Source organism: Mesorhizobium sp. NZP2298 (assembly GCF_013170825.1).
Lineage (GTDB): Bacteria > Pseudomonadota > Alphaproteobacteria > Rhizobiales > Rhizobiaceae > Mesorhizobium.
Map to the genome: position 1 here is coordinate 6,507,287 of NZ_CP033365.1, position 26,708 is coordinate 6,533,994.

Sequence of the window (26,708 nt, forward strand, 5' to 3'; positions counted from 1 at the left end):
CTCACCTGCGCAGCGTATGCGCAGGTGAATTTTATTTTTATGCAACCAATCCATGGACAGGACAGTACAGTACTATTGCTTGACTCCATTGTTGGAGGAGGCGTCTCCAAGGTCCTTTATTTCAACTTGACATGGGATGCGATCTCACGCCAATTGTCACCCAGATTTCAACTCTGCATTGAAATAGGGGCGAGCTTTTTGGCCGACTTGGGTGCCCAGTGAGTAGCAAGGGCGAGACCGCGAAACATCCGAATCTGGTGACCCAGGGTTCAAGCGCCGAAACGATCCGCAGTCCCTCGCAAGTGCTTGTTGTCGGGAAATCGCCGATCAATCGTGTGGTGGTGTCGAAGATCGTCGAGCGATCCGGGCTCCGGCCAATCTCGGAATCGCCTGACATGGCGGTGAAGACATTGCGAACACTTGTGCCAAGCGTGATTGTCCTGGACGGCGGCGCGGACAACAAGGACTGCGATAATCTGATGTCCGGCATTGAAACGTTGCGTCGGGGCTCGGGCAAATCGCTTCCTCCCGTCATCCTGCTTTCAACCAAGAACGGCACGCCAGAAAGCTTGGGCCTGCCGAGCGTGATTGACGTCGTGGTCGCGAAGCCGATCACGCCCGAGCGGCTGCAACCGGTGATCGAGCGCCTGATCAGCCGCTAGCCAAAGCGCGATCAATCTCGCTTCGTGATGTTCTGTATCAGTTCGGGCAATTGCCCAAGGTCGGATATCTGGCGGAAACGCGGGGCGGCGACCGGCGCCTCGACATGCTCGAGCACCCAGGTCAGTTCGTGCGGCACATGGACACCCCAGCCGCCGGCCTCGATGGCCGGCACCACGTCCGACTTCAGCGAATTGCCGACCATCATGCTCTTTGCCGGACCGTCGCCGTGGCGGCTGAAGAGGCGGGCATAGGTGGCGGCATTCTTGTCGCTGACGATCTCGACCGCATCGAACAGGTCGCCGAGGCCGGAGCCAGCCAGCTTGCGCTCCTGGTCGAAGAGATCGCCCTTGGTGATCATGACGAGGCGGTATGCGCCGGCGAGCTTCTCCACCGTCTCACGCACATATGGCAAGACTTCGATCGGGTGGCTCAGCATCTCGCGGCCGGCATCTAGGATCTGCGCTATGACCGAAGCCGGGACCCGTCCGTCGGTTACCTCGATCGCTGTCTCGATCATCGACAGCGTAAATCCCTTGATGCCGAAGCCATAGACGGCAAGGTTGCGCCGTTCGGCGTCGAGCAACCGAGCCGAGATCTGTTTCTCCTCGCCATGGTCGGCAAGCATGGCGGCGAAGCGCTTCTCCGTCATGCGGAAGAACTGTTCGTTCTGCCAAAGCGTGTCGTCGGCGTCGAAGCCTATCGTGGTCACTTCGCTACTGGTTCGCATCGTCGAGCTCTTGAGTTCAGGGACAGGCCGAGCCTAAGCCGAGCCGGGCGCGATTTTCAACCGCGGCGGCAAATGCCGGCAGCGGCTCCCCTTCCCTTCCACAGTGGGGCACGGCTATACTCCGAAATCCGCAACCCAATCTGGTGAATGATGCCGCCTGCAAAAAAGGAAGTCCGTCCGTCGAGCCGCGGAGGACGGGCTCGCACGCCTGCCTTCGTGAAAAACCTGCGTGGTGTGAAGAACTGGAAGGAAGTCAGCGAATGGCTGGAATGGCGCGGCATCGAGGATATCGAATGCATCACGCCTGATCAGGCAGGCGTGGCACGCGGCAAGATGATGCCGTCGAAGAAATTCACCTCCAACACCTCGCTGGCGCTGCCTTCGGCCGTCTTCATGACGACGATTTCCGGCGGCTATCCCGAAGATGGCAACGGCTTCCACTATCCCGAGGATGACGGCGATCTCAAATTGATGCCGGATCTTTCGACACTGACGGTGGTGCCGTGGGAAGAAGACCCAACGGCGGCCGTCATCTGCGACCTCGTCCACCAGGATGGCCGCTCGGTCGAATTCACGCCGCGCAATGTGTTGAAGCGCGTGCTTGCAGCCTACGACAAGCTTGGGCTGAGGCCGGTGGTGGCGCCCGAGATCGAATTCTACCTGGTGCGCAAGAATCCGGACCCGGACTATCCGCTCACCCCGCCCGTCGGCCGCTCGGGGCGCGCAATCGGCGGCGGCGCCGGCTATTCGATCGCCGGCGTCAACGAGTTCGACGAACTGATCGACGACATCTACCATTTCTCCGAAAGCCAGGGCCTGGAGATCGACACGCTCATTCATGAAGAGGGCGCGGGCCAGCTCGAGATCAATCTGCGCCACGGCGACCCGATCGAGCTCGCCGACCAGGTGTTCATGTTCAAGCGCACCATTCGCGAAGCCGCGCTCAAGCATGAAATCTATGCGACCTTCATGGCCAAGCCGATCCAGGGCCAACCGGGTTCGGCCATGCATATCCATCAGTCGATCGTCGACAAGAAGACAGGCAGGAACATCTTTTCGGCCGAGGACGGCTCGGAAACCCAGGAGTTCTTCCATTTCATCGGCGGCATGCAAAAGCACGTGCCGAACGCGCTGGTGATGTTCGCGCCCTATGTCAATTCCTACCGTCGGCTGACACAGGCGGCCTCGGCTCCAGTCAACAACAAATGGGGCTATGACAACCGCACCACGGCGTTCCGCGTGCCGCGTTCGGATCCTGCGGCGCGGCGTGTCGAAAACCGCATCCCGTCCTCCGATGCCAATCCTTACCTGGCGCTGGCGGCTTCGCTCGCTTGCGGGCTGATCGGCATCACCAGGAAGATCAAGGCCGAGCCTCCGGTGCTGACGACCGCCAATGCGCACGAGATAGACCTGCCGCGCAGCCTGCTCGAAGCTGTCGACCTGTTCGAGGGCGACGAGGAACTCTGCGCGCTGCTGGGCAAATCCTTCGCCGCGACCTACGCGGCGATCAAGCGGGCGGAATTCGAGACGTTCATGGAAGTGATCAGTCCGTGGGAGCGGGAGTACCTTCTGCTCAACGTTTGAAGAAGCGAATAGCGAATAGAAACAATATCGGTTCTTCCCTATTCGCTACTCGCTCCTCTACCCCCTCCAAATCTCCCGAGTCTTCGCCTCATCATGCCCTACCAATCCCCAATTTCCCCTGGCCGGTCTTGGTACGAAGACACGGTTGGCCCGCGGCCGGAGTATCCTGCGCTTGACGGCGACCGGACCTGCGACGTGGTCGTCATCGGCGGCGGCTTTACCGGGCTGTCGGCGGCGACACATCTAGCCAAGGCTGGAACCAACGTCGTTCTGATCGAGGCGTATCGCTTCGGCGACGGCGCTTCCGGGCGTAATGGCGGGCAGCTCGGCACCGGCCAGCGCGCCTGGGCCGAAGACCTGGAAGCGGAGTACGGCTTGTCCCGTGCCAAAGCTTTGTTCGATCTTGCCGAGGAGGCGAAGGCGCATCTCATCGAATTCGCCGCCGCCAACCAGATCGATATCGATTATATGCCGGGCCAGCTCTCCGTGGCGCACAAGCCTCGCTATGTCGACGACTACAAGGCGCATGCGGAGATCATGGCCAGCCGTTTCTCCTACCCGCACATCTCGTTCATGGATGCCAGGGAGACGGCGGAGCGGCTTGGCTCGACCGCCTATTTCGGCGGCACGCGCGACACCGGCACCGGCCATATCCATCCCATGAAGCTGGTGATCGGCACGGCGCGGGTGGCGGCGCAGGCGGGCGCGCAGCTGTTCGAAGGGACGCCATCGACCGGCATCGTTTCGACCGGCGGCAAGGTCAGGGTTTCGACGCCAAGAGGCACCGTGACGGCGCAGAAGTGCCTGATCGCGGTCAACGCGCATGGCGGCACACTCGAGCCGGTGAGTGCGGCGCACATCATGCCGATCGGTTCCTTCATCGGTGCGACCGTGCCTTTGGGGGCGGACTTGAAAGTGCTGCCCGGCGGCGAAGCGGTCGACGATTCCCGGTTTGTCGTGCGCTATTTCCGCAAGTCGAGGGATGGACGGCTGTTGTTCGGGGGACGCGAAGTCTATGGGGTCAACGACCCCAAGGACATCCACATCCATATCCGCCGTCAGATCGTGGAACTCTATCCGGCATTGAAGGATATCGAGATCACCCATGGCTGGGGCGGCTATGTCGGCATCACGGTGCCGAGGAAACCGTTCGTGCGCGAAGTGATGCCCAATGTGATCTCGGCCGGCGGCTATTCCGGCCATGGCGTCATGCTGTCGAACTTCTTCGGCAAACTCTATGCCGAGACCGTTGCTGGCAACCGCGACCGGCTGAAGCTGATCGAGGACCTGAAAATTCCGCCATTTCCGGGCGGCCGCCGTTTCCGTACGCCCCTGCTTTTCCTGGCGCTCAACTGGTTCGCGCTTCGCGACAGGATCTAGTGCATCTCCCCCCAAACTGGCTCCGGGGTTTGGGAGATCAACATCAACAAAAAGAAGGCCTGAAGCGCGTCGCCTGAATCCGTTTCGGCGCGACGCCCTCGGGCGGGATCGGATCGCCATCACGATCTCATGTAATATTGTAATATTCATTGTAACATTTGTTGCCCTAGCGGCACATTGCGGAAATGCCGGCAAAGGCGCAGAATCCCCTATAATGGCGTACTGATGCCACAATCGCGGGCGAAAGGTTCCCGCTTCTGGGCGATTATTCGGGGATTGCTGCGGGCTTGCCCGTGTTGATTAGGGACCGATGCCGATCAGACGCCGGACTTCCGGCACCGATCGAAAGAACATTGGCCCGCTTATGGAGGTGGCGAGAGTGAGAGAGCCCTTCAGTTTCGGTACGCCGGAACGTCGGCGCTTTGCCATGCAGTTTGGATACGACATGCGGCCGTCCTTCTGGCAGGAAGTCCGTTCGAACTCGCATCTGGTGATTGCCGCGGTCGGCACCGCCGCGCTGCTTGGTGTCGCCGCGGTGGCGCTCTGGCTGGCATTGCCGACGAGCGAGCGGCAGGCAGCCGCCAGCCCGGAACGAAGCATTCCGGCCATTCCGGTGAAGACGACGAAGATCGTCCCCGCAGGAACCACGGTGGCCGCGGCGGTCGTGCCTGCCCGCAAGCCCGACCAGGTTTCATCGACCGTGGCGCCAGCGAAGGCAAGCATACAGGCGCTTGCGGCCAACGATCCCCGCTGGACCGAGGCGCAGCCGGAGCCCGCTTCCGACTCCACTGCCCCCAATCAAACGGCCAATCAGGCTGAGCCGGCGGCGGGCAAGGCAGTGGCGTTCGCGCAGCCGTCAACCAGTACCGATGCCGTCAACGAACTTGCCAAGGTTGCCACGCCAGGGCCGTCTGCGAATGGCAGCAAACCCGATGACGCGCAGACCGCTGCCATCCCCGAGACGCAGCCGCAAGTGCCGGAACAAAAACCCGCAAATGCACAAGGCGACGATGGCGCGGCCAAAGCGAAGCCGCGAAAAGTGGCGGCGGCAGGCACCGGCCGCGTCCTGCGGGCTGTGACCATGCGCAATGCTCCGAAGAAGGGGGCTACCCCCATCGGCACCGTGCCCGCCCGGACTTCAGTGCAATTGATGGGCTGCAAGCAGTGGTGCGAGATCGTCTACAACGGCAAGCACGGCTGGGTCTACAAGAGCTACATCAAACCCGGCGCGTGAGGCTTAAACCGCCAAGCGACCACCCAAAGCGACGCCTGCTGCCGTGCTATTTGTGAGCCTGCAGGGTCCGATGGCGCCGCGCTCGACGTCTCAGGTCGTTACGGATTTTTCCGCGGCCTGATCGATACAGGCTCATCGGCTGAAGAGCAGCCGGAAACGCCGCAGGCGACGCGCCGATTTGCGTTGCATCAGATGCAGCGGCCGCCATCGACCTCCAGCGCCACGCCGGTGATGAAGGCGGCTTCATCCGATGCCAGCCAGAGCGCGGCATTGGCGATATCGAGCGGGGTCGAAAGCCGGCCGAGCGGGATCGAGGCACGGAATTTCTCGCGGATCTCGGGGGTGTCGGCGCCCATGAATTTCTCCAGCATGCCGGTCTCGCCGGCGACGGGGCAGAGGCAGTTGACGCGGATGTTCTTGGGAGCCAGCTCCACCGCCATCGATTTGGTGGCGGTGATCGCCCAGCCTTTCGAGGCATTGTACCAGGTGAGGCCGGGCCGCGGCCGCAGGCCCGCGGTGGAGGCCGTGGTCAGGATGACGCCACCGCCTTGCCGGTCCATGATCGGCACCACGGCAAGGGCCGCGTGATAGATCGCCTTCATATTGACAGCGGTGATCAGGTCGAAAGTCTCCTCGTCGACCTTGAGCATGTCGCCGCTGCGATGGGTGTAACCGGCATTGTTGACCATGATGTCGATGCGGCCGAAGGCGCTTTTTGCGGCATAGACCATCTCGTCGAATTCGGAGCGCAGCGAAACGTCGGTCTGCGTCCAGATCGCCGCCTCGCCGATTTCATTGGCGACGCGCTCCGCGCCCCTGGCATTGAGATCGGCGACAACCACCCTGGCACCCTCTTGCGCGAAGCGCTTGGCCATGCCTTCGCCAAATCCCGATGCCGCGCCGGTGACGACGGCAACCTTGTTTTCCAGACGCATGCTTTTTCCGCTCATTGATGTCTTCCCGGAATTAATAGGCGGCCGACCGCCATGGCCCACTCGGCAACAGACGGCGCCCCATTTCTCCCTTAGCTTTCGTCACATTCACGTTCTATGCTGCAACTGCGAAAGCTTCCGGGGTCTTCGTCCACCGACAAGCCTCCGGCAAGCGCCAGTGTCAACCGCACATATGGACCCAATCAATATCCTGCGATTGGTCCTTGATGTGACACCATGGCACTGGAAAATTTAAATCGATTAGAATATATCAGCCGCGTACTCGCGACCGGCGTCAAAGCGGACAGACCATGACCAGCCAGATCATTCCCGTCGACCCTTTCGACTTCATCATTTTCGGCGGCACCGGCGACCTGTCGGAACGCAAGCTGCTGCCGTCGCTCTACTACCGCCAGCGTGACCATCAATTCTCCGAGCCGACGCGCATCATCGGCACCTCGCGCTCGAAAATGAGCGACGAGGAATTCCGGGCTTTCGCCAGCCAGGCGATCTCCGATCACGTCAAGCCGGCAGATATTGACGCCAAGGAGCTGAAGACCTTCCTGGCGCGGCTTTCCTACGTCTCGGCCGATGCGACGAGCGGTGCGGGCTTCGACAAACTGAAAAAGGCGATCGGCGAGAGCGGCAGCATCCGCGCCTTTTATCTCGCCGTTGCGCCGGCGCTGTTCGGCGATATCTCGCACAAGCTCAAAGAGCACAAGCTGATCACGCCGAATTCACGCATCGTCCTGGAGAAGCCGATCGGCCGCGACCTTGCCTCGGCGCAGGCGCTCAACGATTTGGTCGGCGACGACTTCCACGAAAGCCAGATCTTCCGCATCGACCACTATCTCGGCAAGGAGACGGTGCAGAACCTGATGGCATTGCGCTTCGCCAACGCGCTCTACGAGCCGCTGTGGAACTCCGCCCATATCGACCATGTGCAGATCACCGTCGCCGAGACAGTCGGCCTGGAAGACCGCGTCACCTACTACGACAAGGCCGGCGCGCTGCGCGACATGGTGCAGAACCACATGCTGCAGTTGCTCTGCCTCGTCGCCATGGAGGCGCCGTCGTCGATGGACGCGGACGCCGTGCGCGACGAGAAGCTGAAGGTGCTGCGCGCGCTGAAGCGCATCAACGGCAACGAGGCGCCGAAACACACGGTGCGCGGCCAGTACCGCGCCGGTGCCTCTGCCGGCGGACCGGTGAAAGGCTATGTCGAGGAGCTCGGCAAGGACAGCAACACCGAGACCTTCGTCGCCATCAAGGCCGAGATCGGCACCTGGCGCTGGGCGGGCGTTCCGTTCTACCTCAGGACCGGCAAGCGGCTGGCGACCCGGGTTTCGGAGATCGTCATCGAGTTCAAGCCGATCCCGCATTCGATCTTCGGCGACAGCGCCGGGCCGATCTTCGCCAACCAGCTGGTCATCCGGCTGCAGCCCGATGAAGGCGTCAAGCAGTTCATCATGATCAAGGATCCAGGCCCGGGCGGCATGCGGCTGCGCCAGATCTCGCTCGACATGAGCTTCGCGCAATCCTTCGATGGCCGTGCGCCCGATGCCTATGAACGGCTGATCATGGATGTCATCCGCGGCAACCAGACGCTGTTCATGCGCCGTGACGAAGTCGAGGCGGCATGGAAGTGGATCGACCCGATCCAGAATGCCTGGGAGGGTGCCAAGCAGGAGGCGCAGGGCTATACGGCAGGGACATGGGGGCCATCGGCCTCGATAGCGCTGATCGAACGTGACGGGCGGACATGGCACGAGAGCAATTGACCAGCGCCAGCTACAACTGGAACGCTTTCCCCGACCGGCCGCAACTGGCCGCGGCGCTGGCCGGCCGCGTTGCCGATCGCCTGACCAGGGCGATCGCCGAACGCGGCACGGCAGTGCTGGCGGTCTCCGGCGGTACGACGCCGGCAAAGTTCTTTGCCGCGCTTTCGGTGGCGCCGATCGCCTGGGACAAGGTGATCGTGACGCTCGTCGACGAGCGTTTCGTGCCGGCCTCCTCGCCGCGCTCCAATGCCGGGCTGGTGGCCGCCAATCTGTTGCAGAACGCGGCCAAGGCAGCACGCTTCGTGCCGCTCTACCATGAGGCATCAGGTATCGAGGATGCTGCCGCATCCGACGATGCGGCACTGCGATCCCTGCCCTGGCCGCTCGATGTCGTGGTGCTCGGCATGGGGCCGGACGGCCACACCGCCTCGTTCTTTCCCGATGCCGACGATCTGGCAAGGCTGCTCGACCCGGCCTCGGACAGGATCATCCTGCCGGTTCATGCGGCCAGTGCGGGCGAACCGCGGCTGACGCTGACGCTCGCGCGCATCATCGATGCCGGCTTCATCGCGCTGCACATTGAGGGCGAGGACAAGCGCACTGCCTTCGACGGCGCGGTCTCGCCCGGACCACGAAAGCCGATCCGAGCCGTGCTCGATGCCGCACCCAGGCCCGTAGAGGTTTTCTGGGCGCCCTGATTTTACATTTAGTGGTCCCGGCAACGGCGGGAGGATGTTTCCGGGACCTCGCCTGAAAGGACCGACCGCCATGACCGCAAGACGCGACATCGAAGCCATCACCGAGCGGATCCGCCAGCGCTCCAGACCGGGCCGCGAGCGCTATCTCGGCCGTATCGCCGAAGCGTCGAACCAGACCGCCAACCGCTCGGTGCTGTCCTGCGGCAACCTCGCCCACGGCTTCGCGGTTTGCAGTCCTTCGGAAAAGCTGGCGCTCGGTGCCGACAAGGTGCCCAATCTCGGCATCATCACCTCCTACAATGACATGCTTTCAGCGCATCAGCCTTTCGAGACCTTCCCTGCCCTGATCAAGCAGGCAGCGCGCGAGGCCGGCGGCATCGCCCAGGTGGCCGGTGGCGTGCCGGCGATGTGCGATGGTGTGACACAAGGCCAGCCCGGCATGGAGCTGTCGCTATTTTCACGCGACGTGATCGCCATGGCCGCGGCGGTCGGCCTGTCGCACAACATGTTCGACGCCGCGGTCTTTCTCGGCGTCTGCGACAAGATCGTGCCGGGCCTGGTGATCGCGGCATTGACCTTCGGCCATCTGCCGGCGGTGTTCATCCCGGCCGGGCCGATGACAACCGGCCTGCCCAACGATGAGAAAGCCAAGGTTCGCCAGCTTTATGCCGAGGGCAAGGCGGGACGCGCCGAACTTCTGGAAGCCGAGTCCAAATCCTACCATGGGCCGGGCACCTGCACCTTTTACGGCACGGCCAACTCCAACCAGATGCTGATGGAGATCATGGGCCTGCACACGCCGGGCGCCTCCTTCGTCAATCCCGGCACCCCATTGCGCGAGGCCCTGACCCGCGAGGCTACGAAGCGGGCATTGGCGATCACCGCGCTCGGCAATGCCTATACGCCGGTCGGACGGATGATCGACGAACGCTCGATCGTCAACGGCGTCGTCGGCCTGCACGCAACCGGCGGCTCGACCAACCACACCATCCACCTGATCGCGATGGCGGCTGCAGCTGGCATCGCCCTGACCTGGCAGGACATTTCCGACCTCTCGGAAGCAGTGCCGCTCTTGGCGCGCGTCTACCCCAACGGCCTTGCAGACGTGAACCATTTCCACGCCGCAGGCGGGCTCGGCTTCCTGATCCGCGAACTGCTCGACGAGGGCGTCTTGCACGAGGATGTGCAGACGGTGTGGGGCGAAGGCCTGCGGCCCTACGCGGTCGAGGCAAAGCTCGGCGCCGATGGCTCCGTGGTGCGTGAGGCTTCGCCGCGTGCCAGCGGCGACGAAAAGGTGCTGGCGCCGTTCAGCAAGGCCTTCCAGCCGACCGGCGGCCTGAAGGTGCTGGCTGGCAATCTCGGTCACGCCGTCATCAAGACTTCCGCCGTCAAGCCGGAACGACGTATCATCGAGGCGCCGGCCAAGGTGTTCGACAGCCAGCAGGGCCTGAACGATGCGTTCAAGGCCGGTACACTCACCGGCGATTTCATCGCCGTCATCCGCTTCCAGGGGCCGAAGGCCAATGGCATGCCGGAACTGCACAAATTGACCACCGTGCTCGGCATCCTGCAGGATCGCGGCCAGCGCGTCGCACTGGTCACCGACGGGCGCATGTCGGGCGCCTCCGGCAAGGTGCCGGCGGCGATCCATGTGACACCGGAAGCGGTCGAGGACGGGCCGATCGCCAGGCTCCATGACGGCGACATCATCCGGCTGGACGCCGACGCCGGCACGCTCGAAGTGCTGGTGCCAGGGACCGAGTTCGCGCTGCGCCGTACCGCCGAAGCCGATCTCATCGGCAACGAGTTCGGCTTTGGCCGCGAGCTTTTCGCCGGCTTCCGCCAGTTGGTGGGCCGTGCTGACCACGGCGCCAGCGCCTTCGGAACGGCTTGAGCTCTCTCATGCCCAAAAAAAAGGCGGCCTTGAGCCGCCTTTTTCTTGTCCTGCCGGATGCTATTCGACTTTGAGCTCACTGCGCTCGCCGGCCTTGACCGTAAAGGGCGTCTCCTTGTCGGCCTTGTCGGTGGTGAAATTGGTTACGAGCACGTAGTCGCCCGCCGCCAGCGTGGTCTGCATCTTCTCTCCATAGGCATAGGTCACCTGCTTGCGCTCGCCCTGGATGTTCTTCTTGGCCTCAAAGATCTTGAAGCCATCCGCGCCGGGCGCGTCGACGGCGAGGACGCCCGCGTTCAGCGTCACGTTGACGTCGGTCATCTGCCCGACCGTCACGCTGAAGGGCTGTTCCGTGGACACGGCCTGCACATCGACGCCCATCACATAGTCGCCCGGGGGCAGGTCGAACTGGCTATCGGGGCCGTAGGCGTAGGTCACCTGATCGCGGGTGCCGTCGAGCTTCTTGGCCGCCTTGTAAACCTTCCAACCCACATCGGTTTCGGCCTTTTCGCCGCCCTGCGTGTAGAAAGCGTTAGCCTTGGCCTTGCCGACACCGACGATGATATCCTTGTCGACGACCTGGCCGGCGACGAGTTGCATGGTCTCGCTCGCCTCGCCGGCTCCCAGCTTCACCGTGACCTTGGTCTCGCCGGCCGGAACGACGTACTTGACCTCGCCGTAATTGCTGTCCGACGTGCCGCCGGGATAGGCGATGCTGATCTGCGCATTGCGGTCGACATCGGCCCCAGGGGCCGGCCGCGCATGGATGGAGATCTCCGCGGCATTCAGGTTAAGCGCCACCTCCGTCGCCTTGTCGGCTGTCAGCGAGACCTTCTGCTCGGCCTTGGCGGCGCCGCTAGTGACGACGACGATGTAGTTGCCGGCAGCAAGATGGAACTTGACGACGTTGTAGCCGGAGTCGACATGGTCGCCGCCGCTCCCCTTGGCATCATCCTTGAAGATTTCGAAGTAGACGTCGGACTTTGGTGCCTGACCGCCATCCTTCAGCAACGCGGTCGGGATCAGATTGTAGTCGACCTCGGCTGCTTTCGGTTCAGGCGCGGGAGCCGGGGCTGGTGCTGGAGCCGGCGCGGGAGCTGGTTCGGGAGCCGCGACGGTTTCGACCAGCGCTTCCTGCAGCGCCTTCTCGTCGGAGGCCTGGATGTACTTGCCGCCGGTGTTGTCGGCAAGGCAGGCGATCTGCTTGCCTTCATCGGCGGTCAGGCCGAAGCCGACGACGTCGGCGGTGAAGTCGACGCCGGACGCCTCGAGTTCCTTGCCAAGCGCACACGGGTCGCCGCCGCAGGTCTCCAGCCCGTCGGTGATGAGGACGACGGTCGCCTTGTCCTCGGTGTATTTCAGCGCTTCGGCCGCCTGCTTGACGGCCGCCGTCAGCAGCGTCTTGCCGAGGAATTTCAAACTGTCCGCGGCATCCGTGATGGCGCTTGCCGAGCCCGCCTGGGGCGGCACGATCAGCTGGATATCCTCGCAGCTGCCTTTTTCGCGATGGCCATAGGCCATGAATCCGATCTCGTCGTCGGAGGGAACGGATTGAAGCACGGTCCTTAGCGATTCCCTGGCGATTTCGAGCTTGGGCTTGCCATCGATCTGCGCCCACATCGACCCGGAAGCATCGAGAATGATGATGACCTTGTTCGCGGCAAAGCCGAACGTCGTCATCGACAAAAGGAGGATCGCCGCAGCGATGCTCCGTGCAAGTCCCACCATCAAAATCTCCTGAGTAGCCGCCCCGCCTGCGGCCCAAAACTATTTGAGCGCGCGTCGCGACACAAGCCCGGACGCGGCCATCTCGCTCAGGCGCCAACCGGTGGAGCTGGCCTGAAGCCTTCATGTTCGACGATGGCGCGGTATCGGGCATCGGACCGCAATCCCTTGAAGGGAGGCTCTATGCGGATGCCCAGCATATCGTCCTCCTTGCGCCGCATCGCCTCTTCGAGGTAGCGGATCGCTTCGTCATAACGCCCGAGCATCGCCGCCGTACCGGCCACTTTGTAGGCGGGCTCCAGGTTCCTTTCATACTGGCGTATCTGCTCGGCATACATGGCCGACAACAGGCCCTCGCCGCCGGCTTCGCTCAAACCCTTCTCGGCTGCATTGGCAATGGCCAGGCGGGCATCATTGTTGGCGATCTCGGCGGCGCGCCGGTATTCGCGCAGGAAATCGGTGAAGCGGCCCTGATCGAGATAGATGGTGGCCAGATATTCGGGCGCGGAGCGCAGATTCGGCTCGGCCTTGGCCAGTTGCTGCAGGATCATCACGGCGTCGTCGACGCGACCGGCATAAAACAGGATGAGCGCCTTGTTGGCTATGATGGCGCGGGATTCCGGATTCAACTGCTGCGCCTTGCCTATCTCGGCCAAGGGCGCGGCGGTCTCGCCTGTCACCATCAGGGTCAAGGCGTACCAGTGATGGGTCTGGGCCGCGTTCGGATCGAGCCGGATCGCGCGTTCGAACAATTCCCTCGATCTCGGAAAATCCTTTGTCCAGTAGAAGGTGGTGAAGGCAAGGGCGGCATAGGCACCGGCATTGTCGGGATCGAGCGCGATCGCCCGCTCGGCGGCGGCGACGGCGCGTGGATAGGCCTCGTTCGGCGGCATCAGCGTGAACTGGCTGATCGTGTTGTAGGCCTCGGCAAGCTTGACATAGGCATCGGCATAGTTCGGGTCGAGCGTCGTCGCCTCGGTCAGCAACTGGATCGCATGGGTGAAGCCGTCCGCCTGGCGGGTACCGAGATGATAGACGGCATCGAGGTAGAGATCCTGGACCCGGGAATCGGGCCGGTAGATAGTCCATGCCGGAGGCGCATCGGCACGTTGCATGGCGAGGGTGCCGGCAACCGCGAGCAACACCAATCCGACCGCACCGAGCGCCAGCAGCGAGATTTGGGGCCATTTCGAGAATCTGGCCGAAACACCTGGAGCAGTCATAGCCAAGGGCGGCGAGACCGGCTCCTCGCCCGGAGGCTCGACGTTGTCGGATACGACCGGCTCACCGCCACGCAGCCACGCCTCGAGCTCGTCCGTATAGGCAAACACCAGGCTCCTGGCGCCGCCCGAAATGCGGTGCACGGGCAGCCCGCGCTGTCGCTCCCAACGCCGCACCGTGCGTTCGTCTCGTCCGAAGAACGCGGCGATTTCCTTCCAATCGCGAAGGCGACGATCGCGCTTGTTTGCCAAGACCAGCCCCATTGTCCCCTAACGCCCGTATTTGCCCGCTTTCGCCTGATGCCCTCCAACACCAGGGCGAGCTATCATCGCCGTCGACATCAGCGCTTCGATGCCGACCGACGGCCCCTGCCGGCGGGCAGCATTGCTTGGCCTATCGCGGTTTTCAACCCGGCGAAAAGGTGGGGGCGTTGGGGCTGCTTGCGGGCGGCTCAGTAGGTGGTGCGGCGCTCTTCCGAGGGCGGCCGGCCAAACTGCAGCCGGTAACTTTGAGCAAAATAGGAATGCGAGGTGAAGCCGGTGGCGATCGCCACGTCGAGGATCGGCATGTTGGTCTGGCGCAGCAATTCGCGCGCCCGCTCCAGCCGCAACCGCATATAGTAGCGGCCGGGCGTGACATTGAGGTGGCGCAGGAAAAGACGCTCCACCTGGCGCACCGATAGACCCGCCGACTTGGCGAGTTGCACCGCTGACAGGGGTTCATCGAGATGGTCGGCCATCAGTTCGACGATGCGCCTCAACTTCTCCGACTTGCCGGTCAGGTCGCGCTCCGGACCGACGCGCTGGCGGTCCCCGGCCGAGCGGATGCGCTCGTGCTGGAACTGGTTGGCGACGCCATTGGCGAGGTTCGAGCCGAAATCGCCACGCACGATCTCCAGCATCAGGTCGATCGAGGTGGTGCCGCCGGCGCAGGTGTAGCGCTTGCGGTCGATTTCGAAGACATTGCCGGTGCAATTGATGTCGGGGAAGCGCTCCATGAAGCCGGCGCGGTTTTCCCAATGGATGGTGCAGCGGTAGCCGTCGAGCTGTCCGGCCTCCGCCAGCAGGTAGGAACCAACCGACAGCGCGCCGAGCGCGTTGCCGCGCCGGCCCCAGCTGCGCAGGGCCGCCAGCACCTTGCTCTTGCCTGGAAATTCCGTCGTCAGGCCGACCGAGACGAAGAGGATGTCGACCGGCGGCAGGTCGGCGACGCTGTAGTCGATCTTGAGCGGGAGGCCGTTGGAGGCCATCACCGGATCGCCGTCTGCCGACACCGTGGTCCAGCCATAGAAATCGCGGCCGAGCAGACGGTTCGCCGAACGGAAGGTGTCGATGGCGGCGGCCAGCGAGAACATGGAAAACTTGTCGACCAGCAGGAAGGCGAACTGCCGGCCACCTTGAACGGGATCACTCGTGACCGGCCGTTCCGGGGAAATGGTGGGATTCGGCAAAACTGGCGCTTTCAGGGTCAACCCGGGCTCAGAAGGAGGGCCGCTTCAATCCGGCCGCAAGGTAGGCGGAAGCTAACGTATTGGCCATCAGCATGGCAATGGTCATCGGCCCGACACCGCCAGGCACCGGCGTGATGGCGCCGGCGACCTTGGCCACCTCGGCATAGGCGACATCGCCGACGAGGCGCGACTTGCCCTCGCCCCTCTCGGGTGCGGGAATGCGGTTGATGCCGACATCGATGACGGTGGCGCCGGGCTTCACCCAATCCCCCTTGATCATTTCCGGCCTGCCGACGGCGGCGATTAGGATGTCGGCCGTGCGGGCCAGCGCCGGCAGATCCTTCGTGCGGCTGTGGGCAATGGTGACGGTGCAGTTGGCGGCAAGTAGCAGATTGGCCATCGGCTTGCCGACGATGTTGGAGCGGCCAACGACGACGGCGTTGAGGCCGGACAGGTCCTTGCCGCGCACGCGCTCGATCAGAAGCATCGAGCCGGCCGGCGTGCAGGGCACAAAGGCCGTGTCGAGCTCACCGGTGCCGAGCTTGCCGACATTGATGAAATGGAAGCCGTCGACATCCTTCTCCGGCGCGATAGCCTGGATGATCTTGCCTGCGTCGACATGGGCGGGCAGCGGCAGTTGAACCAGGATGCCGTTGATGGCCGGATCGGCGTTGAGGTCGCCGATGATCTTGAGCAGCGCCTCCTCGGACGTCTCGGCCGGCAGCGTGTGCTGGAGCGAGTGGAAGCCGCATTCCTTGGCGGTGCGCGACTTGGACGCGACATAGACCTGGCTCGCCGGATCCTCACCGACGATGACCACGGCGAGACCGGGCTTGGCCTTACCCTTGGCGACCAGTTCGGCAGTCAGGGTCTTGACCGTCCGCACCACATCCTCGGCAACGCTCTTTCCGTCAATCACTTCGGCCATGAACCATCCTCAACCCTGTTTCGCCCAACGCCGCTTTCGGGAACACTATGCAACGGCGCCGGCAACATGCAGCGCGGCATTGTCACGAAAATTCCGGCACGCAATCCCGTCAAAGCGCCGTCCCATGCCGTTTACGCGAAAACCGGGATGGTTTTGTTCGGCCTCGACGACGTGTCTTGTGGCTCAGAAGTAGCGGCGACGGGCGCGGCTCTCGGTGAGTTCGCGAACTGCCTCGCGAAATTCGCGCAGGCTGGCGCGGATTTCCTCGATCGGCGCTTGTTCGGCGCTTTCCTCGGCCTGCGGAGGCTCCACCGGTGGTTGAGCCGGATAGGCCGGTGACTGCGGCGGAACGGGCTGCGATGGATGCGGCATTTGCCCGGCATAGGGCGCCATGGCCTGGGCGTAGGGATTGCCAGCCGGCGACTGCGCCTGCCACGGCTGCATTTGCGGATAGCCGGCCTGCTGTGCATGGGGATAGGATGGCGGCGGCGGATAGAGCGGCTGCAGCGGCATTATCGGCGACCGGGACGGCGGCCCCATCGGCTGGGAATAGGCGGCGTCGAAGCCTGGCGGGAAAGGCGGCCGCGCATAGTCCGACGACCGAGGCATGAAGGCGGAATCCGGATTCGGAAAGCCGGAAGGCATGGCAGCATCCGCCGGCTGCGCGCTTTCACCGAAGGCGGCGAACTCGCTGGCATCATCCGCCTCTGCGGAAGGCTTGCGGGACACGGCATCGCGCAGCTTCGCCATGAACGCACCGATACGGCCAGGCCTTTCGACGGGAGCGGCTTCGGTCTGCACGACGGGCGGCGGTGATGCAGGTGGCGGCGGCGGCGGCGTCGGAGGCACCGGCGCTGCCGGCATTGACGGCGCGGGCGGCGGCGCTGTCCGCAATGCCTGGTCTTCGGGAGGCGGCTTGCGGTCGCGTCGCGACCGCGATGTCGCGGTCTCGCGCAGGCTTTCATAGGCGCCGCGCATGGCGCCGAGACCAATTCCAGAGGCAAAACCCAGGAGCAGGCCGGCAAGCGCCATCAAGGCCCGCGACGGGCCTTTCGCTTCAAGCGGCGCGAAGGCCTTGGAGATGACGTTCATATTGGCGGTGTTGATGTCCTTCTGCTCGCCAGTCTCCTTGGCGCGCAGAAGGTACTGTTCATAGACGGAGCGCTTGGCGCTGGCCTCGCGCTCCAGTTCACGCATCGACACCAGGTCATTGTTGACGTCGCCGCTGCGCACCTTGAGCTGGGCAAGGCGGGAGGAGAGATCCTGTTCGAGCTGGACGGCGCGTTTCAGGTCGACCTGCAGCGAAGAGGCGATGCGGCGCAATTCACCCGCGATGCGGTCGCGCGCGCCGGCGATCTGCGCGTTGAGCGCCTGAAGTTCGGGATGACGCGGGCCGAGCCGGATGGCGGCGCGGTCGGCCTCCTGCTTGAGCGTCGCATATTGCGAGCGCAGGTCGCTCATCGTGTTGGAGTTGATCTCCTCCGGCAAGGTGCCGGAAAGAACCGAATTGACGTCGATCGAGCGCGCCGAAGCCGCCCTTGCATTGAGCTCCAGTGTACGGGCGCGGGCGACCGAGAGCTGCTCGTTGAGCTTCAGCATCTCGTCGTCGCTGATCAGATGACCCTGTGCGTCGACGAGGTCATGCGAAGCCCTGAAATCCTCGACCTTGCGCTCTGCCGCCTCGACGCCCTTGCGCAGTTCATCGAGCCTTGCCGTCAGTTCGTCGGTCGCGCGGCCGGCCGTGTCCGACTGGATCTGGCCGAAAGTCTGCAGAAACACATCCGTCATCGTGTTGGCGATGAGAGCCGATTTCTCGCCATTCTGCGTGGTCGCGCTGACGGTGATGACGAAGGTCTTGCCGCCGCGCTCGACCGAAAGGCTTTCGGCCAGATTGCCAACGGCGAGCGCGCGCCGGCGAACCTCGTCGGCACCGCTCGCGCCATCCTGGCGCGACAGAACCGAGCGAATGAGAGACCTGATGCCGAGCCCGCCAGCACCCTGGCCATTGAACTCCGGATCGTTGGTCAAGTTGAGCTTGTCGACAACCTTGTTGAGAACGGTACCCGAGGTCAGCACCCTGACCTGGTTCTCGACAATGGCAAGGGTGGCGTCGGAGGCGACAACATTCTGGGTGAGGTCGCGATCGGTGAGCTTGAGGTCGCGCGGATCGACGATCAGTTCGGCGGTGGCTTCATATTTCTTCGGTGTCGACAGCGCGATCGCGATGCCGAGCCCGGCACCGATCAGGGTGGTCGTGATGATCAGCAGCTTTGACCTGGCAATGCCGCGCACCACCTGCATCGGATCGATCAGCGGTTTCCATTGCTGGTCGTCCCCACGCCCGCCGAAAGAGGCATCCGTTTCGCCGGATCGGCGGGATGCGTCACCAGATCGAGCGCTGCCGTAAGTTTCTTCAGGTGCCATCCGTGCGCGCTGCACGGCCGGCGGCAGATCGCCGCTGCCGGCGTCCTCCCGCGAGCGCCAGGCGTCGTCCTGTGCGGCCGCTTCCGGCTGCTCGTCCCGCCGGAACGGGTCAGTTTCGACGGCGGCCGCCGATGGCGTTGGGTTCGTCCGCGCCTCACGTCGTGAACGGGCAAGGCGATGGCGCGTGGCGGCATCTTCGCGCCATGACGGGTCCGCCCGATCCCCTATCGAGACCAGGGACGCGTCGTCCTCGCCGCGCATGGCCTGGCCGAGCGCCAGCAATGAACGCTCGCGCCTCCAGTCTTCACGGTTTTCCCTGTCGACCATTGTCTTGGAGCTTTACCCTTTGGCCACTTGGCAGCGGCGGTCGGCTATTCGTTAAGCCACGCTAAACAAGCATAGGAAACAAAAGGTTAATTTCGGCAGGCCGGCGTGTAAGCTTTTCATAACCTCAAGTGCCGGAATTGCCGCGCATTCGGGCCTCAGAACGGCACGTTAAGCTTTCCCGCCTATGGCTTCGCGGCACATGACCGAAACTCGCGGCATACCGCAAAGGCGTACTTTCGCCCGGGTCGGCACTTTCGTGGCCGAGCGACGGGGGCTGGTCCGCGACTATTTCTCGGCGATCAGCGGCGCGGGCGGGCGACTGGTGTTCTCGCTGGCCTATTTCATCGCCCTTGCCAATACGCTGTCCATCTCCGAGTTCGGCATGTTCGCGACCGCTTCGGCGGCCGGCGTGATGCTGTCGCGGATCCTGGCCTTCGGTTTCATTTCGGCGCTCTATCGCACCGCCACCATCCGCCCCAATTTGATCGGCACCTTCACAGCCGGCTTCCTGCTGCTCGGCATCGTCTCGCTGCCGTTGCTGGCCGCGGCCTCGTTCGGCGTCTACCTGATCTTCTTCGCCGGCACGGTGCCGCTGTCGGTGTTTTCGGCGATCGTCTTCGCCGAAGCGCTGTTGTGGCGGCCGGTGGAGGTGGCGCTGATCGTCAACAACGGGCTGGGCAAATTCGGCCGTGCCGCCGTGCTGGCGATCCTGGCCACTGCGTTGCGGGCGCTTGGCGCGGTGCTGTTCATGCTGTGGGCCCAGCACAGCATCTGGATCTGGTCATGGTTCTATATCGGCGCCAATGCCGCCTCGCTGGTTCTGGCTTTCGGCTGGTTCTATCCGCGCCAAAGACTGCGGCTGCGCATCGAGCTTTACCTCAGGCGACTGGCGGATTCCCTCTACGTGGCCGGCGCCGAAATTCTGTTCTACCTGCAATCGGAATTCGACAAGCTGCTGGTGCTGGCGATCGGCGGCCCGCATCTGGCCGGCATCTATGCCATCATCATGCGGCTGGTCGACCTGACCGCGATCCCGATCCGCACCTTCTCGATGATGCTGGTGCAACGCATGATGCGGGCGCCGGACCTGTTGTCGCGGCTGACGGTCAAGAGCGGCATCGAGGGCGGCGTCTTCCTCGTTTCGACGCTGGCGCTGCTGGCGCTCGGCATCGTGCTGCACTTCTTCCCCAACGCGCTTGGCAGGAATGTCTCCGAGGCCGCGCCGCTGGTGGCGCTGGCGATCTGCGTTCCGGGGCTGCGCAATCTGGTCGAATACCAGGCCGAGCTTCTGTTCGCGCGCGGCCAGACGGCGGTGCGGGCGCTCAATCTCGGCCTGCTCGCCGCGCTTAAAGCGCTGTTGCTGACCTATGTGCTGACCACCATCTCCGATACGTCGAAGCTGGTGCTGTCGCTCAACGTCGTCTTCCTGCTGCTCTATCTCGCATCGATGCTGCTGACCTATTCGGCGCTGCGCAAGCCGGCGAAGGCGATCTAGGAAAGGCCAGAGGTCAGCGGTCGAGCCCAATCAGGCGGCGGATACGGCCGATATCCGTGCCGATGAAGGATTGCATGCCGATCGCCACCTGATCCGGCGCCATGCCGGCAACGAAGCGGCGGAACTCATCGTCCGACAACGCCTCGCCCGTCCAGTGGACGCGGCAGAATTCTTCCGAACCGTGGAAGTGACCGGCGCCGTCGAGCACATCGTCGACATAGCGGCCGTAGATCATGCATTCGGAGAATCTGCGCGCCGAGCCGACGACCTCGACCCAATCGCGGCCATGCACCTTCTCGATCTCACCGCACATGGCAAGCACGGTGTCGCGGCGCCAGGCAATCAGGGTCGAGATGTAATCGTGGGTCGATACGCGGGACGGGTCGATGCCAAGTGCCGAACCCGCATTGCGCGACCAGATGCGATGCTCGTCATGACCTTCATCCGCCAGCACGCCGTCGCGGCGGAACAGGCGCGCCTTGCCGTCGCGCCAGAAGGCGACGCAGTCGAAGGGCTTGAGGAAAGCGACGTCGGAATCGCAGAAGACCAATATGTCTTCCCTGGCATGGGCCGATATGGCGATGCGGCGCAGTTGCTGCACGTGCCAGCCGCGCAGCGGCTGCGTCTTCAGGCTGAGCCAGACACGCCGGCGAAACAGGCTGAGCGGGTCGTCCAAGGCGCGCAGCCAGTGCGGCAGCAGGTCGCGCTCATCGACGACAGTGCGCCGGTTCGTTTCCAACTGGCGGAAAAGCGCAACGTCTCGATGCTCGACCAGGATGTAGTGGTGCGCGGCCCCCGAGACATGCCGGTCGAGGGTCTCGCACAACAGACGGCAGCGTTCGAAATCCGGCGCGTAGCTTGCCGTCACCACCGCCGCCGTCGGCGTCTTCGGCAACAGGCCCGGACCGGCAAGAGCGTCTGGAACGAACCGTTTGTTCAACGGAGTTCTCCCGCCGTCTCGGCTCCGCGCGACCATCTCTGCTTGACGACCCGCCACAAGAACACCGGATTGCCGACCACATAGCGGCGCCAGAGCCGGCCCGGCTCGACCGCCAGCCGGAACAGCCATTCCAGGCGCAGGCGGCGCATCCACAGCGGCGCGCGCGGCACCGAGCCGCTGAGGAAATCGAGCAGCGCACCGACAGCGACCGGCATGGTGCAATGGCGCTCATCGATATGGCGCGCTATCCACAGTTCCTGTCTTGGCACGCCCATCGCGACCAGCAGCATGTCGGGCCGCAGCGCCGCGATCCGGCCGATGATCTCCGGTTCCTGCGCGGCGGAGAAATAGCCGTCATGAACGACCACGAAATTGTGCTGCACGGCAAGGGCGGCCAGCTTGACCGACGCCGCCTCGGCATTGACGCGCGTCGCGCCGAGCAGCCCGACGGTCAGCGGCCGCGTCGAGGCCTGCAGGAAGGCCGGCACGAAATCGGTGCCGTTGAGATTGTCCGGAAACGGCGCGCCATAGAGAAGCTTGGCGGCGAGATCGACGCCGATGCCGTCCGGCAGGATGAGAAAATCATCGAGCGCCTCGGCGAAGACCGGATCCGTATAGGCGATGTTGGCGTTGTGGGCGTTGAGGAAACTGACCTTGGTAAAGCGCCGCTCGGCAATCAGTCGGTTCAGCAGGGCGATCGCATCGTCCCAGCGGATGGCAAGCACCGAAATGCCAAGGACCGTCTTCAGGCTGTCGAGCCCGAATGCGGCGCGGGCGGTGTGCATGTTCATGCAAACACCTCCCGCCTGACCGCCCCCAGCTTTTCCAGGCCGAGTTGGATGGCAGCATCAAGGGCCTTGACCTGCCGGCGATGGAACGCGCTGCCGTCAACGTCCCGGATGTCGGCCGCGGCAGCCTCCAGCGCCCTGGCGAAAGCAGCTGGATCGTCGGTGACGACGCAATTGTCGGGACGATGGTCGATGCCGCGCAGCGAGCGGCCGGTGGCGACCGACGGCAGGCCGAGTTCGAAGGTTTCGATGGTCTTCAGTTGCACGCCGCTGCCGGCGGTGCTGATCAGCGGGATGACGGCCGCGCCGCTGACGAATGCCCTTGCATCCGGGACACGGCCGACAAACTCGACACCCGGATGCGCGGAGGTCACGCCGGACGGCATGTGGCCGGCGATGCGGATGCGGAAATCCGGTCGCAGATGCGGCACCACCTTGCCCAGGAACCAGTCGAGGCCGATGCGGTTCGGCTGCCAGGTCCAGGTGCCGATCAAGGCGGCGTCGCAGTCGATCTGGCGCGGGCCTTTCCGGGCGGGCACCCTGGCGCCGGTCACCAGCGGCAGCACCGCCGAGCGGTTGTCGGTGGCGACGCCGAGTGCCGCGCGGTCTTCCTCGGCCAGCGTGAAGACGAAGCGCGCGCGGCGGCAGAGGCGCTCTTCGACGATCTTGACCAGCCTTGCCTCGCGGCGGAACAGCAGGCGCTGGAAGAGGCCGGCGGCGGCGGCCGCATTCTCCCGCGCCGAGAGATGCTCGACATTATGGGCGACGAAGAGCGAAGGCCGGTCCTCCAAGAGCTTTTCGAAGGCACCGGCGAACTGCACGGAGTTCAGCACATAGCCATCGAACGGACCAGCCCGTTCGAGAGCGGCCTGAACACCGCGGTCGGACACCGCGCGCAACTTGACCGATGAGAAGGTGAGGCCCGATAGCATCGCCTTGCCGACCCAGGCGAGCTTTTGCAGCGCAGAGGCACTTTCGGTGCGGACGTCGATGGCACCCAGCACCACGGTGTTTCCGGGGTCGGCGGCGTCCTTCCCGGGCCAGGTGAAGCCGATCACCGTGACGCGCGCGCCAGCGCGCCGCAAGGCGGCGATGATCGCAGCATTGGCGATCTCGTAGCCCGAGGCGAGAGCACCGTCGGGCACGATCGATGTGGCGAACAGCAGATGCATCTCACCTATCCTGTGGTGTAGCCGGTAGCAAACCGCGGTGAACCCTTGATTAAGCGAGCACAATCAACGCCCGAAAGCCCCTGCCCGACGGGCTTCTCCGTGCAAGGTGATTAACGAAACCTTATCACCGTGATGCTACCAGAACCCCAACTCACCATGTGGCTGGACACGGATGATCCCTTTGCCATCGGATGGTTCGGTATCGATCGCTGGACGGTCTCCCCGGCTTGACGTCGAGGCTGTCGAAGCAGTGGTCACCTTGCCGACCTTCAAGCGGCCCGAGCAGGTGCTGGAGACGCTGGCGTCGTTGCGCGCCCAGCGGACCGGCAGGCGCTTTGCCATCATCGTCATGGAGAACGAAGCCGAGGCGCGTGACGGCGCCAAGGCGGTGCTGCCACTGTTCGAGAGCGGCGAGATACCGGGCATGGTCATCATCGCGCATGAGCGCGGCAATTGCAGTGCCTACAATGCCGGCTGGCAGACGGCGATCCTGCACTTCCCGAACTTCAGGCATCTGCTGGTTATCGACGATGACGAGATCGCCGATCCACACTGGCTGGAACGCATGTGCCTGGCCGCCGAGACGCTCGGCGCCGATATTGTCGGCGGCCCGCAGCTGCCTGTCTTCGCCGACCCCGCCCATGCGAAATGGGTCGAACATCCTGTCTTCGCGCCACCCTACCGGAAGACGGGGCGCGTGCCGGCGCTCTATTCGTCGGGTAATCTCCTGGTCGGTCGCAACGTGCTGATCGCCATGGGGCCGCCCTTCCTCGATCTCAGGTTCAACTTCATGGGCGGCGGCGATTCCGACTTCCTCAGCCGATCGGCGCAAAGAGGCTTCGTGCTCGGCTGGTGCTCCGAGGCCAAAGTGCACGAAACCGTTCCGGCGCGGCGTGTCGAAGCCGACTGGATCCGGGCCCGCAGCCTGCGCAACGGCGTGATCTCGACATTGGTCGAGAAGAAGAAGCGCGCCGGCACGCCGCTGGCCAGTGCGAAGGTATTCGCGAAGAGCCTGGCGCTGCTTGCCGCGTCGCCGTTTCGCGGCCTGATCCGGCTGGCGCGGACCGGATCGCCGGCGATCGCCATCTATCCCATCCATGTGGCGCTCGGCCGCGTGCTGGCCGAATTCGGGTATGCCAATGAGCAGTATCGCCAGCCCGAGAAAAACTGAGCGCGCCCCGCTCAGCGCCGCGTTCACGCGCGACGGCGTGGCGACCGCGATCGCCGCACTGCTGTTCACCGTCATCATGGTGTCCTTCCGCCCGTTCCAGCCGGCGGGCGCCGAACTCACCGGCGAGGGCGGCGACATCGTCAACCAGCTCGGCTTTGGTTCGCTCGGCGCCATTTCGATCTTCTCATTGATGGCCTTCGCCGATCCCCGCATCGTGCGCTCGCTGCTCAGCCCGTCCTGGGTGCTGATGCTGGGTTTCTTCTTCCTGTCGGTGGTGCTGGCGACCGACCCGCCCTCGGCCATGCGCGCGGCTTCCTTCACCTTGATCGGCATCCTGACCATGGCAACGATCCTGGCGCTGCCGCGTGATGCCGAGTCCTTCTCGAAAGTCATCATCTTCACCGCCGTCGTGGTCATGGGCCTTTCCTATCTCGGCCTGATCGTCTTTCCGCACGAAGCGCTGCACACGGCCGACTCCCAGGAACCGGAACATGCCGGCCTGTGGCGCGGCGTTTTCACCCACAAGAACATCGCCGGCCCGATCATGGCCTGCTTCAGTTTCGCCGGCCTTTACCTCTACCGGCGCGGGCAGCGCTGGTGGGGAGCGGGGATCTTCTGCGCGGCGATGATCTTCATGCTGCACACGGGCTCCAAGACGACCGCCGGGCTGGTGCCGTTCTCGATCCTGATCGTGGTGCTGCCGAGCCTGATGGGCATGCGGCTCGGCACGCCGATCCTGTTTGCGCTCGCGATCATCGCGACGGCGGTCGGCACGCTGGGCATTGTCTTCCTGCCGCCGGTGAAACATCTGGCGGCGATCTATTTCCCCGACATGACCTATACCGGCCGCACGACGCTGTGGGAGTTCGCCGGCTCGATGCTGGCGAAGAAGCCCTGGACCGGCTACGGCTATGAAAGCTTCTGGGGCACGCCGCTGCTGCTCAACCAGGATCAGCCTTTCGATCGTCCCTGGGACATCAGAACAATCGTGCACGGCCATGACGGCTATCTCGACATCGCGGTGCTGATGGGCGTTCCGGCGCTTTGCGTGGCGGTCTACACTTTTCTCATCGCGCCGCTGCGCGACTACATGCGCATTCCGCTGCGCAAGGAAAACATCTATCTCGGCGACTTCTTCATGATGGTGGTGCTGTTCACCGCGCTGAACGCCTTCCTCGAAAGCTTCTTTTTCCACCGCGGCGATCCGGTCTGGCTGTTCTTCGTGTTTGGCGTGCTTGGCCTGAGGCAAGTTTCGCTACGTCCGATCGCGGTGCGCAACCCTTCCCGCCCAGTCCGACGGGGCTTTCCGGACGCGGCGCGAACGTTTATGTGAGGCCTTTCCTCGGAGGGCTTTCAGATGACGATCAGGCTTGTTCTCGCCGGCTGCGGCAATATGGGTTACGCCATGCTCACGGGCTGGCTGAAATCCGGCAAGCTTGCGCCGTCAGCGGTTTTCGTCGTCGAGCCCAACGCCGATCTTCGCCAGCGCGCCGCCGCACTCGGTTGCGGCACGGCTGGAGATGCCGGCGCTCTTCCTGCCGACGCAGTGCCTGATCTGGTCGTCATCGCGGTGAAGCCGCAAGTGATCCGCGACGTCACCGCCGGCTACAAGCGTTTTGGCGACGGGCGCACGACGTTCGTCAGCATCGCCGCCGGCACACCAGTGGCGACCTTCGAAGAAATCCTCGGAAACCGCGCGCCGATCGTGCGCTGCATGCCCAACACGCCTGCTTCGATCGGCAAGGGCATGATGGTGGTGTTCTCCAATCAACTGGTTTCCGACGACACCAAGCGTTTCGTCGCCGACCTGCTGTCGGCCAGCGGCGAAGTGGCTGATATCGACGACGAGGGCTTGATGGATGCCGTGACCGCCGTGTCGGGATCAGGGCCGGCCTATATCTTCCACTTTATCGAAGCGCTGACCGTGGCCGCGGAGAAGGCAGGCCTGCCGCCGGCAACCGCCAAGCTGCTCGCGATGCAGACGGTCTATGGCGCCGCCTCGCTCGCCGCCGAAAGCCGGGAGGAACCGGGCGTGCTGCGCCAGCAGGTGACCAGCCCGAACGGCACGACGGCGGCCGCCCTTGGCGTGCTGATGGGCGAGGACCGGCTGACCACTCTGCTGACGCAGGCCGTGGAGGCAGCGCGGCTGCGGTCGATCGAACTGGGGAAATAAA

At 63.9% G+C, this 26,708-nt stretch carries 21 protein-coding genes; 11 read left to right on the forward strand and 10 right to left on the reverse strand.

The annotated features are described in order from the left end of the window. Positions 1-218 precede the first annotated feature (218 nt). A complete protein-coding gene (locus EB231_RS31020; protein ID WP_172352202.1) occupies positions 219-662 on the forward strand; it encodes a response regulator in 444 nt (147 codons plus the stop codon). A gap of 11 nt (positions 663-673) precedes the next feature. On the opposite strand, the gene EB231_RS31025 is transcribed toward EB231_RS31020, so the two are convergent. Further along, a complete protein-coding gene (locus EB231_RS31025) occupies positions 674-1,390 on the reverse strand; it encodes an HAD family hydrolase (RefSeq protein ID WP_172352203.1) in 717 nt (238 codons plus the stop codon). Between the two features lie 147 nt (positions 1,391-1,537). Between EB231_RS31025 and EB231_RS31030 the strand changes: the two genes are divergently transcribed. The 3 genes from EB231_RS31030 to EB231_RS31040 all read left to right on the forward strand — a co-directional run bounded on the left by EB231_RS31030 (position 1,538) and on the right by EB231_RS31040 (position 5,588). Beyond that, complete coding sequence (locus tag EB231_RS31030) at positions 1,538-2,974, forward strand: glutamine synthetase family protein (RefSeq protein ID WP_172352204.1); 1,437 nt, start codon at positions 1,538-1,540, stop codon at positions 2,972-2,974. 93 nt (positions 2,975-3,067) lie between these two features. After that, positions 3,068-4,354 (forward strand): NAD(P)/FAD-dependent oxidoreductase, encoded by a 1,287-nt coding sequence (locus tag EB231_RS31035; protein WP_172352205.1) that lies wholly within the window; start codon positions 3,068-3,070, stop codon positions 4,352-4,354. A 427-nt stretch (positions 4,355-4,781) separates the two neighbouring features. Next, positions 4,782-5,588: an SH3 domain-containing protein gene (locus EB231_RS31040; protein WP_246740788.1), complete on the forward strand. Its 807-nt coding sequence runs from the start codon at positions 4,782-4,784 to the stop codon at positions 5,586-5,588. A gap of 188 nt (positions 5,589-5,776) precedes the next feature. On the opposite strand, the gene EB231_RS31045 is transcribed toward EB231_RS31040, so the two are convergent. Beyond that, positions 5,777-6,523, reverse strand: coding sequence for an SDR family oxidoreductase (locus EB231_RS31045; RefSeq protein WP_172353103.1), 747 nt, complete (start codon positions 6,521-6,523; stop codon positions 5,777-5,779). Between the two features lie 308 nt (positions 6,524-6,831). Between EB231_RS31045 and zwf the strand changes: the two genes are divergently transcribed. From zwf to edd, 3 genes are all read left to right on the forward strand, one after another. Beyond that, positions 6,832-8,301, forward strand: a complete 1,470-nt coding sequence (gene zwf / locus EB231_RS31050; RefSeq protein WP_172352207.1) for a glucose-6-phosphate dehydrogenase — start codon at positions 6,832-6,834, stop codon at positions 8,299-8,301. Then, positions 8,283-8,999: a 6-phosphogluconolactonase gene (gene pgl, locus EB231_RS31055; protein ID WP_172352208.1), complete on the forward strand. Its 717-nt coding sequence runs from the start codon at positions 8,283-8,285 to the stop codon at positions 8,997-8,999. The genes zwf and pgl overlap by 19 nt, the downstream gene beginning before the upstream one ends. A 70-nt stretch (positions 9,000-9,069) precedes the next feature. Continuing rightward, on the forward strand, positions 9,070-10,893 hold the full coding sequence (gene edd / locus EB231_RS31060) for a phosphogluconate dehydratase (RefSeq protein ID WP_172352209.1): 1,824 nt from the start codon (positions 9,070-9,072) through the stop codon (positions 10,891-10,893). Between the two features lie 60 nt (positions 10,894-10,953). On the opposite strand, the gene EB231_RS31065 is transcribed toward edd, so the two are convergent. The 5 genes from EB231_RS31065 to EB231_RS31085 all read right to left on the reverse strand — a co-directional run bounded on the left by EB231_RS31065 (position 10,954) and on the right by EB231_RS31085 (position 18,968). Then, positions 10,954-12,621, reverse strand: a complete 1,668-nt coding sequence (locus EB231_RS31065; RefSeq protein WP_172352210.1) for a vWA domain-containing protein — start codon at positions 12,619-12,621, stop codon at positions 10,954-10,956. An 86-nt stretch (positions 12,622-12,707) separates the two neighbouring features. Then, a complete protein-coding gene (locus EB231_RS31070) occupies positions 12,708-14,090 on the reverse strand; it encodes a tetratricopeptide repeat protein (protein ID WP_172352211.1) in 1,383 nt (460 codons plus the stop codon). Positions 14,091-14,290: 200 nt separating this feature from the next. Beyond that, positions 14,291-15,289, reverse strand: a complete 999-nt coding sequence (locus EB231_RS31075; RefSeq protein WP_246740789.1) for a GlxA family transcriptional regulator — start codon at positions 15,287-15,289, stop codon at positions 14,291-14,293. Positions 15,290-15,317: 28 nt separating this feature from the next. Continuing rightward, positions 15,318-16,217 carry a bifunctional methylenetetrahydrofolate dehydrogenase/methenyltetrahydrofolate cyclohydrolase FolD gene (folD, locus tag EB231_RS31080; protein WP_172352213.1) on the reverse strand — a complete coding sequence of 300 codons (900 nt, stop codon included), beginning with the start codon at positions 16,215-16,217 and terminating at the stop codon, positions 15,318-15,320. A 183-nt stretch (positions 16,218-16,400) separates the two neighbouring features. Continuing rightward, complete coding sequence (locus EB231_RS31085; RefSeq protein ID WP_172352214.1) at positions 16,401-18,968, reverse strand: GumC family protein; 2,568 nt, start codon at positions 18,966-18,968, stop codon at positions 16,401-16,403. A gap of 199 nt (positions 18,969-19,167) precedes the next feature. On the opposite strand from EB231_RS31085, the gene EB231_RS31090 reads away from it, so the two are divergent. After that, positions 19,168-20,463, forward strand: coding sequence for a lipopolysaccharide biosynthesis protein (locus EB231_RS31090; protein ID WP_172352215.1), 1,296 nt, complete (start codon positions 19,168-19,170; stop codon positions 20,461-20,463). A gap of 13 nt (positions 20,464-20,476) precedes the next feature. Here EB231_RS31090 and EB231_RS31095 read toward each other — a convergent pair whose 3' ends face one another. From EB231_RS31095 to EB231_RS31105, 3 genes are read right to left on the reverse strand one after another with little or no spacing between them, the layout of a single operon-like run. Beyond that, positions 20,477-21,403, reverse strand: coding sequence for a DUF6492 family protein (locus EB231_RS31095; protein WP_172352216.1), 927 nt, complete (start codon positions 21,401-21,403; stop codon positions 20,477-20,479). Continuing rightward, a complete protein-coding gene (locus tag EB231_RS31100) occupies positions 21,400-22,194 on the reverse strand; it encodes a WecB/TagA/CpsF family glycosyltransferase (RefSeq protein WP_172352217.1) in 795 nt (264 codons plus the stop codon). Before EB231_RS31100 ends, EB231_RS31095 begins: the two co-directional genes overlap by 4 nt. After that, entirely contained in the window at positions 22,191-23,363 is a 1,173-nt protein-coding gene (locus EB231_RS31105) for a glycosyltransferase family 4 protein (RefSeq protein WP_172352218.1), read from the reverse strand. Before EB231_RS31105 ends, EB231_RS31100 begins: the two co-directional genes overlap by 4 nt. A gap of 172 nt (positions 23,364-23,535) precedes the next feature. Here EB231_RS31105 and EB231_RS31110 point away from each other — a divergent pair, with 172 nt between their 5' ends. From EB231_RS31110 to proC, 3 genes are read left to right on the forward strand one after another with little or no spacing between them, the layout of a single operon-like run. Continuing rightward, entirely contained in the window at positions 23,536-24,534 is a 999-nt protein-coding gene (locus EB231_RS31110; RefSeq protein ID WP_172352219.1) for a glycosyltransferase family 2 protein, read from the forward strand. Continuing rightward, a complete protein-coding gene (locus EB231_RS31115) occupies positions 24,503-25,867 on the forward strand; it encodes an O-antigen ligase family protein (protein WP_172352220.1) in 1,365 nt (454 codons plus the stop codon). The genes EB231_RS31110 and EB231_RS31115 overlap by 32 nt, the downstream gene beginning before the upstream one ends. 24 nt (positions 25,868-25,891) lie before the next feature. Continuing rightward, entirely contained in the window at positions 25,892-26,707 is an 816-nt protein-coding gene (gene proC, locus EB231_RS31120) for a pyrroline-5-carboxylate reductase (protein ID WP_172352221.1), read from the forward strand. Position 26,708: the final 1 nt, after the last annotated feature.

Coding starts and splice junctions, on each gene's coding strand:
- EB231_RS31025 (WP_172352203.1), bottom strand. CDS start 1,390: ATGCGAACCAGTAGCGAAGTGACCACGATAGGCTTCGACGCCGACGAC.
- EB231_RS31030 (WP_172352204.1), top strand. CDS start 1,538: ATGATGCCGCCTGCAAAAAAGGAAGTCCGTCCGTCGAGCCGCGGAGGA.
- EB231_RS31035 (WP_172352205.1), top strand. CDS start 3,068: ATGCCCTACCAATCCCCAATTTCCCCTGGCCGGTCTTGGTACGAAGAC.
- EB231_RS31040 (WP_246740788.1), top strand. CDS start 4,782: ATGCAGTTTGGATACGACATGCGGCCGTCCTTCTGGCAGGAAGTCCGT.
- EB231_RS31045 (WP_172353103.1), bottom strand. CDS start 6,523: ATGCGTCTGGAAAACAAGGTTGCCGTCGTCACCGGCGCGGCATCGGGA.
- zwf (WP_172352207.1), top strand. CDS start 6,832: ATGACCAGCCAGATCATTCCCGTCGACCCTTTCGACTTCATCATTTTC.
- pgl (WP_172352208.1), top strand. CDS start 8,283: ATGGCACGAGAGCAATTGACCAGCGCCAGCTACAACTGGAACGCTTTC.
- edd (WP_172352209.1), top strand. CDS start 9,070: ATGACCGCAAGACGCGACATCGAAGCCATCACCGAGCGGATCCGCCAG.
- EB231_RS31065 (WP_172352210.1), bottom strand. CDS start 12,621: ATGGTGGGACTTGCACGGAGCATCGCTGCGGCGATCCTCCTTTTGTCG.
- folD (WP_172352213.1), bottom strand. CDS start 16,217: ATGGCCGAAGTGATTGACGGAAAGAGCGTTGCCGAGGATGTGGTGCGG.
- EB231_RS31085 (WP_172352214.1), bottom strand. CDS start 18,968: ATGGTCGACAGGGAAAACCGTGAAGACTGGAGGCGCGAGCGTTCATTG.
- EB231_RS31090 (WP_172352215.1), top strand. CDS start 19,168: ATGACCGAAACTCGCGGCATACCGCAAAGGCGTACTTTCGCCCGGGTC.
- EB231_RS31100 (WP_172352217.1), bottom strand. CDS start 22,194: ATGAACATGCACACCGCCCGCGCCGCATTCGGGCTCGACAGCCTGAAG.
- EB231_RS31105 (WP_172352218.1), bottom strand. CDS start 23,363: ATGCATCTGCTGTTCGCCACATCGATCGTGCCCGACGGTGCTCTCGCC.
- EB231_RS31110 (WP_172352219.1), top strand. CDS start 23,536: ATGATCCCTTTGCCATCGGATGGTTCGGTATCGATCGCTGGACGGTCT.
- EB231_RS31115 (WP_172352220.1), top strand. CDS start 24,503: ATGAGCAGTATCGCCAGCCCGAGAAAAACTGAGCGCGCCCCGCTCAGC.
- proC (WP_172352221.1), top strand. CDS start 25,892: ATGACGATCAGGCTTGTTCTCGCCGGCTGCGGCAATATGGGTTACGCC.